General features: G+C 69.6%; 9 protein-coding genes. 4 read left to right on the top strand and 5 right to left on the bottom strand.

Features of this window, described 5'->3' with window-relative positions; all coding sequences use genetic code 11:
* On the bottom strand, window positions 1-1,957 hold a 1,957-nt coding region (parC, locus tag E8A12_RS16400; protein ID WP_293370743.1), incomplete at its 3' end, for a DNA topoisomerase IV subunit A.
* A 240-nt stretch (window positions 1,958-2,197) separates the two neighbouring features.
* On the opposite strand from parC, the gene E8A12_RS16395 reads away from it, so the two are divergent.
* The gene (locus E8A12_RS16395; protein WP_293370741.1) at window positions 2,198-2,560 is read left to right on the top strand and encodes a BlaI/MecI/CopY family transcriptional regulator; all 363 of its coding nucleotides are present in this window, start codon (window positions 2,198-2,200) and stop codon (window positions 2,558-2,560) included.
* The gene (locus E8A12_RS16390; RefSeq protein ID WP_293370739.1) at window positions 2,557-4,470 is read left to right on the top strand and encodes a M56 family metallopeptidase; all 1,914 of its coding nucleotides are present in this window, start codon (window positions 2,557-2,559) and stop codon (window positions 4,468-4,470) included. Before E8A12_RS16395 ends, E8A12_RS16390 begins: the two co-directional genes overlap by 4 nt.
* Before the next feature lie 65 nt (window positions 4,471-4,535).
* Here the strand turns inward: E8A12_RS16390 and recO are convergent, their stop codons facing one another.
* Window positions 4,536-5,267 carry a DNA repair protein RecO gene (gene recO / locus E8A12_RS16385; RefSeq protein ID WP_293370737.1) on the bottom strand — a complete coding sequence of 244 codons (732 nt, stop codon included), beginning with the start codon at window positions 5,265-5,267 and terminating at the stop codon, window positions 4,536-4,538.
* Between the two features lie 131 nt (window positions 5,268-5,398).
* Here recO and E8A12_RS16380 point away from each other — a divergent pair, with 131 nt between their 5' ends.
* Both E8A12_RS16380 and E8A12_RS16375 read left to right on the top strand, forming a co-directional pair.
* Entirely contained in the window at window positions 5,399-7,678 is a 2,280-nt protein-coding gene (locus E8A12_RS16380; protein WP_293370735.1) for a CehA/McbA family metallohydrolase, read from the top strand.
* 19 nt (window positions 7,679-7,697) lie between these two features.
* On the top strand, window positions 7,698-8,348 hold the full coding sequence (locus tag E8A12_RS16375; protein WP_293370733.1) for an ureidoglycolate lyase: 651 nt from the start codon (window positions 7,698-7,700) through the stop codon (window positions 8,346-8,348).
* 3 nt (window positions 8,349-8,351) lie between these two features.
* On the opposite strand, the gene era is transcribed toward E8A12_RS16375, so the two are convergent.
* The 3 genes from era to lepB form a co-directional block, all read right to left on the bottom strand.
* On the bottom strand, window positions 8,352-9,287 hold the full coding sequence (gene era / locus E8A12_RS16370; RefSeq protein ID WP_293370731.1) for a GTPase Era: 936 nt from the start codon (window positions 9,285-9,287) through the stop codon (window positions 8,352-8,354).
* 9 nt (window positions 9,288-9,296) lie between these two features.
* Entirely contained in the window at window positions 9,297-10,028 is a 732-nt protein-coding gene (gene rnc, locus E8A12_RS16365; RefSeq protein ID WP_293370729.1) for a ribonuclease III, read from the bottom strand.
* Window positions 10,028-10,483, bottom strand: a 456-nt coding sequence (gene lepB / locus E8A12_RS16360; RefSeq protein WP_293370727.1) for a signal peptidase I, incomplete at its 5' end; no start/stop codon positions are given. The genes rnc and lepB, both read right to left, overlap by 1 nt.

Genomic DNA, 10,483 nt, shown 5'->3' with positions numbered 1-10,483 from the left:
GGCTGGCGAGCGCGCCCTTGGGGCCGGGGTTCAGGACCTGTTTGCCGGCGCGGCGGAAGGCGATGGCCTCCTCCTCCGGCAGGATGAAGCCGTAGCCTTCCCTGCTGGCCAGGACGCGCTTGGCGCCGGGACGATGGACGAAGACGTCGACGATGCCGACGCGGTCGTCGAGGTCGATCATCAGGCGTAAGGGCTCGCCGTGGCCGCGGGCGCTGGGGAGCTTGTCGCAGGCGAGCGTGAAGAAGCGGCCGTCGGAGGCGAAGACCAGGAGCTTGTCGGTGGTCTCGGCCGAGACCAGGAATTGAAGCTTGTCGCCCTCCTTGAACTTCAGTTCCGAGGGATCGTCGACGCGGCCCTTTGCGGCGCGAATCCAGCCGCGGTCGGAGAGGATCACGGTGATCGGCTCGCGCACGATCATGGCCTCGATGGCGGCCTCGGCGTCGACCTCCGGGGTGTCGGCGAAGACGGAGCGGCGTTTGCCGAGCGTGGTGGCGGCGCCGACGATGGAAAGCGTGTGCTTCAGCCCCTCGCCCACCAGTTTCCACTGGGCGCGGTCGTTGGCCAACATGCCGACGATGCCGTCGCGCTCCTCGGCCAGTTCGGCGTGTTCGCGGCGCAGCTCCATCTCCTCCAGGCGGGCGAGCTGGCGCAGGCGAGTATTGAGGATGGCCTCGGCCTGGATCTCGGTGAGGTCGAAGGCCTCGATGAGTTTAGCCTTGGGCTCGTCCTCGTAGCGGACGATGCGGATCACCTCGTCGAGGTTGAGGTAGGCGATCAAGAGGCCGTCGAGGATGTGCAGCCGGGCCTCGATCTTGCCCAGGCGGTGGCGGGCGCGGCGGACCAGCACCTCGCGGCGGTGGTCGAGGAAGGCCTGCAAGACGGTCTTCAGGCCCATGACGCCGGGCGTGCCGCGGGCGTCGAGGACGTTCAGGTTGACGCTGAAGCGGTTCTCCAGGTCGGAGAGCTTGAAGAGGCTCTCCATCAGCACTTCCGGCTCGACGTTGCGGGACTTGGGTTCGAGGACCAGGCGGACGTCCTCGGCGCTTTCGTCGCGGACGTCGCCCAGCAGGGGGACGCGCTTGGCCTCAATCAGCTCGGCCAGCTGTTCGACCAGGTCGGCCTTCTTCACCTGGTAGGGGATCTGGGTGACGACGATCTGGTAGGTCCCGCGGCCGGTCTCTTCCTTGAACCACTGGGCGCGCAGGCGAACCCCGCCGCGGCCGGTCTCGTAGGTTTCCAGCAGGCTGGCGGCTGGCTCGACGATGACGCCGCCGGTGGGGAAGTCGGGGCCCTTCACATGGGCCATCAGGTCGGCGGTGGTGGCGTCGGGGTTGGCGAGCAGGGCCAGGCAGGCGTCGATCAGCTCATGGGCGTTGTGCGGCGGAATGCTGGTGGCCATGCCGACGGCGATGCCGGTGGCGCCATTGGCGAGCAGGTTCGGGAAGCCGGTGGGCAGGACGACCGGCTCGGTGTCCTGGCCGTCGTAGGTGGCCTTGAAGTCGACGGCGTCCTCGTCGATGCCGTCGAGCAGCAGGGTGGCCGCCTCGGTGAGCTTGGCCTCGGTGTAGCGCATGGCGGCGGGGTTATCGCCGTCGATGTTGCCGAAGTTGCCCTGGCCGTTGACCAGCGGATAGCGCTGGGCAAAGTCCTGGGCCATGCGCACCAGGGTGTCGTAGATCGACTGGTCGCCGTGCGGGTGGTAGCCGCCCATCACCTCGCCCACGACCTTGGCGCATTTGCGCGCGGCCTGGTCCGGGTTCAGGCGCATCTCGCGCATGGCGTAGAGCACGCGCCGCTGCACGGGTTTGAGCCCATCGCGCACGTCCGGCAGGGCGCGGTCGGTGATGACGCTGAGCGCATAGGCCAAGTAGCGCCGGGAGAGCGCCTCGGAGAGCGGCTCGTCGATGATCCGGTCGCCGGGATGGCCGGGCGGCGGGGCGGTGGTGGTGTCGGTCATGGGTAGGGAATCACAGGCTCAGGACGGCGCCAGCATAGAGGTTCACGAGACGCCGCGTCCCTGCGACAACCAATCTATCCCCCTTATTTCCGCTAATCCCCGCGCAGGCGGGGGATCCATGGCGTGCGTGCGAACTCACCCAGTCAGCTTGGAGCCTCCGCCTGCGCGGGGATGAGTGGGAGGGGAGTTGACACATTCGTTTACCAGTGTAATCGATAGGCGACGATTACGGGTGTAAACATGAAGATCAGCACGGCCGAGAGCGTAGTCATGGGGGCGTTGTGGGCGCGCGAGCCGCTGAGCGCCGAGGACATCGCGGCGCAGGTGGCGCCGGGCCAGGGGTGGTCCGACGCCACGGTGAAGACCCTGATCAACCGCCTGCTCAACAAGGGCGCCATCGGCGCCGAGCGCGATGGGCGCCGATACCTCTACCGACCCTTCCTGGCCCGCGACGCGTGGCTGGAGGCCGAGAGCCAGGGCCTGCTCGACCGCCTGTTCGATGGCCGATTGGCGCCGCTGGTCAGCCACTTCTCCGAGAAGGGCGCGCTCACCGCCGAAGACATCGCCGAGCTGAAGAAACTGATCGAGGGGTTCGAGCCATGATCGCCGCCATCCTGCTGGGCCTGCTGAAGGCCAACCTGGCCGCCGCCGCGGCGGTGGTCCTGGGGCTCGCCTTGCGCAAGGCGGTGCGTGGGCGGCTCGGCGCGCGAGCGGCCTATGCGCTGTGGCTCGCGCCCGTGCTTGCGGCGGGCGCGGTGCTGCTGCCGCATCCGGCCGCCAAGGTCTCCGAACCCCCGCCGATCGTCGCGCCCATGGTGTTGCAGGCCGAGGCCGTGACGGACGAGTTCGTCGCCGCCGCCACGCAGCGGAGCGGCCCGGACATCCCGGCCCTGCTGTTGGCCGCCTGGATCGCTGGCGGCCTGGCGGCGGCCGGATTGCTGGCCTGGCGGCAGGCGCGGTTCGTGGCCGCTCTGGGTCACCTCACGCCGCTCGCCGAACCCGGCCTGTTCCGCGCCGAACGCACGGGCGTCGGCCCGGCGGTGGTCGGCGTGCTGAAGCCCAAAGTGGTCGCGCCGGCCGACTTCGAGACCCGCTATTCGGAAGGCGAGCGGACACTGATCCTGGCGCATGAGGCCGCGCACCTGCGCGCCCACGACGCGCTCGCCAACGCCGCCGCCTGCGCCGCGCAGTGCGTCTGCTGGTTCAACCCGTTGGCCCATGTGGCGGCGCGAGTGATGCGCGTGGACCAGGAACTGGCCTGCGACGCCGCGGTGATCGGCCGCTTCCCCGGCGAGCGGCGGACCTATGCCGAGCTGCTGCTCAAGACCCAGCTCTTCACCCAACCCCTGCCGCTCGGCTGTCACTGGCCCGCGAGCGCAGAGCACCCCCTGAAGGAGAGGATCGCCATGCTGAAGTTTCCCCTGCCCGCCATCGCGGCGCGACGGCTGGGCGCCGCGGTGGCGCTCCTCGCCTGCGCAGGCGCCGCCGGACTCGCCTGGGCCAGCCAGCCGGCCCCGGGCGCGCCACAAGCCGCGCCGACGGCCGCGGACCTCGCCGCCATCCCCAACAACGGCCACCTGGAGCCGGAGGAGGCCCGCAAACTCTGGCGGCCGGGCCTGTCGTTCCTGTGCAAGCCCGGCGAGAACCGCGAGCTGCACAACTGCCGGATGACCCTCACGCCTTTCGAAACCATCGCCACCGCCGCCGACGTGCAGCGCGAATGGCCGGCGGCGGCGAAGAAGGCCGGCCTGACCGGCATGGTCACCCTGCAATGCACCCCGAATCCGGCCACTCGGCGGCTGGAGCAGTGCGTCGGCTACCACTTCGAGGGCGCGGCCGAACGACCAGAACTGAAGGTGGCCTTCGAGCAAGCGGCAGTGCGAGTGATCTCGGTCATCCGACTGAGGGCCAATCCGAGTCCGGATGAAGCGATCACGCGTCGGGGCTTCTACAGCATCCCGTTCGACAACCATCCGGTCCTGCCCGGTGATCCTCCGACAAACCCGCCGACGACCCGCTACCCCGACTTCCTGCCCGACCGCGACGGCAAGACCGCGACGCCGGCGAAGGCCAAGGCCGCCGAAGCGCCCGCCCTGCGCATGCCGGCGAGCTATGCGCCCGCGGCGGCAGTCACTGAGTCAGCCGACGAGGACTCGCTCTGGAACGCCACGCCAACGGTCACGACGCCAATCTGGACCAGGAAGCCGACGATAGAGGACATCGCACGCCTCTATCCAGCCGACGCGGCCAAGCAGGGCCTTTCGGCGCAAGTGGTCGTGACCTGCCGGATCGGCGTGGACGGACGGCTGGCCGAATGCGGCATAGGGCGCGACGACGTGAAGGTCGCAGGGCGCGAGCCGTCGCTGGCAGACCAGGACTTCGGCACGGCCACGCTGCAACTCGCCAAGATATTCCGGATGCAGCCGGTGAGCCGAGACGGCCAGAAGACGGCGGGCGGCGTCGTGCGCATCCCGGTGCGCTGGATGCCCCCGCAGCCGCCGCAGGAGCCGTAGGCGCCTAATTCCGCTCCTCCTTGCCGGCTCGCCCGCCCCCGGACGGGCCGGATCTTTTCACACCGCTAAAGCCGCCCCGCCTCGCTCAGGCGGTCGACCAGCCAGAGGCGGGCGGGCGGCAGGGGGCGGTTGATGGGGTTGAAGATGAACTGCTCGAGGAAGTGCGCGGTGAGCGCTAGGCCCGCGCCAACGTCGCCGGCTTCGAGGCGCGACTGGCTGGAGAGCAGGAAGGGCGGCAGGACCAGCATGCGGTCGTGATAGGGCTCGCCGGCGGCGCGGGAGACGGCGCGGCCGGTCTTCGGGCTGACGTAGACAAGGTCGTCGGTGGTCCCCGTGGCGGCGCATTTCGACAGGTCCAGGCCGAAGCCCAGCTCCTGCAGCAGGCCCGCCTCATAGCGCACGAAAACCGCCGGCCAGTCGTCGATCGCGGCGAGCGCCTCTGAGAGCGCCTGGAAGGCCAGGTAGGCGCCCGGATGCGGCTCGCGCTCCGGAAGCGCGCCGGCGGCGACGGCGGCCGCGGCGGAGAGGCCGGCCAGCGCGAGCGCATCGTCGAACAGGGCTGAGGGCCCCTCGCCCACCGGCTCCAGGGTGGCCGCGCCCAACTGGTCGGAGACGCGGGCGCGGTAGCGGACGCCGACAGCGGCGCCGGCCTGCAGGAACGGCTTCATCCTGCGCGACGCCCCGCCGGCCACATGGGCGGCGTACTTGCCGTGGCGCGCGGTCAAGAGCTCGACAATCGCGCCGGTCTCGCCGAATGCGCGGGCGGAGAGCACGAAGGCGTCGTCTTCGAATTCCATGGGTCCTAGGTAGCACTACCTCCCCCATTGCGGCAGCAATGGCGGAGCGGGAGCAAAGGTCGCGCGGAAGCGTCACAGATGGCGTGCCAGGCTGCCTTGAAGGCGAATCGGAACGTCGGAGGCTTGTCGCGATGAAGCTGTTCCCAGGGCTGCTCCTGGCCCTCGCCGTGGTCCTGGCGCCCATGATGGCCGCCGCGCAGGTGCGGATCGTGCGCGGCCCGACGCCGATCCTCGGCGGCGACGCCCGCGCGGCCGGGGACCTGACCGTCGTCAATGAGAAGCTGGCCTTCGCGCTCGCCATCGAGTCGCCGCCGCCCTACGGCGTCCCGCGCGGCGCCTTGGTGGACCTGGCGCCGGTCGTGGACGGCAAGATCGGCCGCGACCGCGTGGTCTTCGCCGACTTCATCCCCAACAACTGGTCCGCCTGGCCCAACACCTATCACCGCGTCGAGGTGGTCAAGGACAGTCCGCAGGAGGTCGTGGTCCGGACCGAGCGGGACTGGGGCGAGGTCGCCGTCTCCACGGTCTACGCGCTGAAGTCGGGCGAAGACCAGGTGCGCATCGCCGTCACCATGACCAACGGCGGCCGCGTGGCCCTGGCCGACCTGCGCTCAGGCCTGACGCTTTGGCCGAGCAGCGGCCATCTGTTCGCGGTCCCGGGCCTCGGCGGCGTCAACGACGGGCCGGCCGCCGGAGCGCTCTCCGACCGCGTGGTCGCTTACGACGAGGACTGGTTCGTCGCGCTGCACGCCCCTTACCTCGAGCATGTGGGGTACGGGTCGAAGGACATGTACCGGACCCACACCCTGGCGCCGGGCGAAAGCCGGACGTTCGAGGGCTGGCTGCAGGTCGGCGCCCGCGGCGACCTGGCCCCCGTGGTGGCCGTGGAAATCGCCCGCCGTCGCCTGCCGTCCGGCGAGCTGGAAGGACAGGTCACCGGGCGCGACGGCCGTCCCATCCCGGCGCCGGTGGTGGTGATCGAGAAGTCCGGTCAGCCCTACGCCTGGACGGTTGGGGACGCGGCCGGACGCTACCGCATGGCCCTGCCGGCGGGCGACTACAGGGCCTACGCCACCGCCAAGAGCTATTCCGAGACCGCGCGGACCGCCGCCGCCATCGTGGCCGGGGCCACACTCGTGCGCGATTTCGGAGACCTTCGCCCGCCGGGGAGCCTGCGCGTTTCGGTGACCGACCAGGCTTCGGGCGCGCCGCTCGACGCGCGGATCGCCATCGAGCAGGGCCAGAAGCCGGTGGTGGAATTCCTGGGCCGCAAAGTGTTCTTCACCGAGCTCGATGCGGGCGGCGTCGTGGAGGTCAAGCTCGCACCCGGCGACTATGTGCTGTCGGTCGCCCACGGCCTGAACGTGCTGGCTCCGCCGGTCACGGTGAAGGCGAAGGTCGCCTCGGGCGCGACCGAGAGCCTGGCGGCGCCCATCAGACTGTTGGCCGATCCGCCCAGCCGCGGGTGGTACGCCGCCGATCTGCATCATCACGCCGACCAGGCCGAGGCGGTCACGCCGCCGGCCGATCTGGCCCGCTCGCAACTTGCCGCCGGTCTCGACCTGCTGTTCGTCAGCGACCACGACGCAACCGTCAACCATCGCGTCCTGCAGGCGATCGCCGACCGGCGCGGCGTGCCGTTCATCCCGTCGGTGGAGATCTCCACTTCCTGGGCGCATTTCAACGCCTATCCGGTGAAGCTCGGCGAGCCGCTGGCTATAGATACCGGCGCCACCACCATCGACGCAGTGATCGCCGAGGCGCGCCGCCTTGGGGCCGAAGTGCTGCAGGTCAACCACCCGCTGATCCCCTACGGCTATTTCGCCAGCCTGGACCGCGGCGTGGCGCCGGGCGGCTTCAACCCCGGCTTCGACCTGATCGAGATCAACTCCGACAACCGGGGCGACGACGACAAGGTGCTGGCGCGGGCCTGGGGGTTCTGGAACGCCGGGGCGCGCCACTATCTGGCGGCGGGCTCCGACACCCACGACGTCTGGAACCAGCTCTCAGGGGCGGTGCGCACCTACGCCCACCCCGACGGCCCGGTCACCGCCATCAGTTTCGCCCGGGCGCTGAAAGCGGGACATGCCTATGTCACCTATGGCCCGCTGATCTTCCCCGACCGGATGTTCGGCGAGACATTGCGGCTCAAGGCCGGCCAAACCTTCGATCTCGGCTTCGACCTGAAGGCGGCGACGGGGCTGAAGTCGGTGTCGCTGATACGTCAGGGCGCCGTGGCGAAGTCGCTGGACCTGGCGGCGTCGGGTCGCGAAACGCACGTGAGCTTCCCGCTCAAGGCCGATACCCGGGCTTGGTACGCCCTGGTGGTGGAGGATAAGGCGGGTGGCCGCGCTTACACCGACCCGATCTGGGTGGAGGTGGCGGGCGCAGCGGACTGGCCTTCAACCTGAGCTGGGAGAGCGCGCGCTCATGGACTTCGACCCGGGCGAGATCGCCTATACGCCGACCACGGGCGTGCGCACCGCGCGCGAGACGCCGGTGGTGCAGGCCACCGAGGCCAGCGTCGAAGGCTATGGCCGGATCGTCGCCGCCGACCCCGAGACCTTCCCCATCGAGATCGTGCGCTGGCCGGCGCAGGGCTGGCGGCCGGTGGACGACAATTCCGGCGACCAGGGCGGGGTGACCGACGGGCTGTTCGAGTTCTGGTGGAAGGGCGACACCCTCTACGCGCGCAACAACGCCGTGGGCGACAGCTACCTGTTCGGCTGGAGCCAGTGGCCCGAGACCGCCGCCCTCGACGGTCCTGCCCGGCCGCGTGAGCGCGCGCTGATCTGGCGGGCCAACTACCATCCCGACGGCGGGCAGATGTTCTGGCCGCTGAACGGTGAGAGCTTTCTCGTGCCCATGGCGCTACCCGGCGACGACGTGACGCCCGAGCAGTTCGTCACCTTCCGGTGCGACGGCGGTCAGGGCCTCTACGTCCACCCGGGCGTCTGGCACGGCGCGGTGGTGCCCGTGGACGACCACGCCGTGCTGCTGGACCGCCAGAGCCGCGTCCACGCGCGGGTCTCCGTCGATTTCCCCAAGGAATTCGGCTGCTACCTGGCGGTGCCGCTGTAGCGGTCAGGCGTCGAAGTCCAGGCCCACGTCGCCGTAGAACTCGCGCTTGTCGGCCCAGCGTTCGTCGACCTTGACGTGCAGGAACAGGTGCACCGGACGGTCGAGCAGCTGGATCAGTTCCTCGCGGGCCTTCTGGCCGATCCACTTGAGCGTCTGGCCGCCCTTGCCGAGGATGATCGGGCGCTGGCTCTCGCGCTCGACGTAGATGGTCTGCTCGATGCGCGCCGAGCCGTCGTGGCGCTCTTCGAAGGCGGTGGTCTCGACGGCGGCGGCGTAGGGCAGTTCCTCGTGGACGCGCAGGTAGAGCTTCTCTCGGGTGATCTCGGCGGCCAGCAGGCGCGCGGGGATGTCGGCGGTCTGCTCGGCGGGATAGAACCAGGGGCCTTCCTTCATCAGCTCGGCGAGCCTGTTCTTCAGGTCGTCGACACCGTTGCCGTCGGCGGCTGAGATCATGAAGACTTCGGAATAGACGCCGGTATCAAAAAGCTTTTTCGACAGCGCCAGCAAGGTGTCCCGTTTCATGCCGTCGATCTTGTTGAGCGCCAGGATGGCGGTCTTTCCGGCAGCCTTCAGTCCCTCGACGATGGACTCCACGTCGATGGCGGCGCGCTTGTCGGCGGCCTTGGCGCCGGGCTCCCCGGCATTCAGCTCGGCCTGGCTATCGACCAGATGGACGATGACGTCGGCATCCTGCGCGCCGCCCCAGGCGGCGCGGATCATGGCGCGATCCAGCCGCCGGCGGGGCTGGAAGATCCCCGGTGTGTCGACCAGCACGATCTGGGCCTCGCCGGCCATCGCCACGCCGCGCACCGGGAAGCGCGTGGTCTGTACCTTCTGGGTGACGATCGAGACCTTGGCCCCGACCAGGCGGTTGGTGAGCGTTGATTTGCCCGCGTTGGGGGCGCCGATAATGGCGGCGAAGCCGGCCCTACTGGTCATTTTGGAGAGTCATAGGCGGGTGTCCGATGGGTGGGAGGCGGCGGCTTCCGCGCCCTCGCGCTTCAATAGCATGTGCAGGGCCGCAGCCTTCTCGGCGTCTTGCCGCGAGCGACCCTGGCCGTGTTCCGCAGCAAAACCTTCCACGCGGACGGCGATGGTGAAGGTGGGCGCATGGTCGGGGCCTTCCCGGGCGACCAGGTCGTAGGCCGGCAGCGGCAGGCCGCGGCCTTGCGCCCACTCCTGCAGCTGGGTCTTGGGATCCTTGGCCCGCGGCTCGTCCAGGCGCTCGAACTCATCGGCCCAGAACGTCAGGAAGAAGGCCCGCGCCGTCTCCAGCCCGCCGTCGATGTAGAGCGCCGCGATCAGCGCCTCGCAGGCGTCGCCCAGCACCGCGTCACTGTCGCGGGCGCCGACCTTGCTGGCGCTGGCGGAGAAGCGCATGGCGTCGGGAAGGCCGCAGGCGCGGGCGGCTCGGGAGCAGGCGTGGTAGTTCACCAGCCCGGCCATCAGCCGCGACATCTCCCCTTCCCGCGCGTCGGGATCGAGCGCCATCAGCCGCTCGGCGGCCACCAGGTTGAGCACCCGGTCGCCGAGGAACTCCAGCCGTTCGTTATGGCGTACGGCTTTGGCGCCGTCGCCGACGCTGGCGTGGGTAAGCGCGCGCTCCAGGAGGTCGCGGTCGGCGAAGGCATGGCCGATGCGGCGCTCCAGCTCAGCGATCGCCGCGGTTCTCGTGTTCATCACTGCAGCAGGTTGAAGAACCGCTTGGGCTGCAGGTTCAGGACCCAGGTCCAGGGCTTGAAGATCGAGGCGCCCTTGGACCAGGAAAGCAGGATGATCTGCGCCTTGCCCTCGAGGTTCTCCGCCGGCACGTAGCCCACGCCGCCGGCCTCGGGCGAGACCCGGCTGTCGGAGGAGTTGTCGCGGTTGTCGCCCATCATGAAATAGTGGTGCTCGGGGACCAGGAACTCGTCGGTGTTGTCGAGGTCGCCGTCGGGCCCGAAATCGTTGGTCATGTAGGTCTTCCCGCCAGGAAGCGTCTCCTGATAGCGGGTGACATCGTGCATGAAGCCGTAGCCCGAGTCCTCGCGGAACGTGCCCTTGTTGACCCGCGGCACCTGCACGCCGTTCAGGTAGAGCAGGCCATGCTTCATCTGGATGCGGTCGCCGGGAATGCCGATGATCCGCTTGATGTA

Origin of the sequence: Phenylobacterium sp., assembly GCF_004799395.1 — a bacterium.
In the GTDB taxonomy this organism is placed as follows: Bacteria; Pseudomonadota; Alphaproteobacteria; order Caulobacterales; family Caulobacteraceae; genus Phenylobacterium.
Note: the sequence above shows the minus strand (reverse complement) of the source record. Positions and strands in the feature narration are given on the sequence as shown.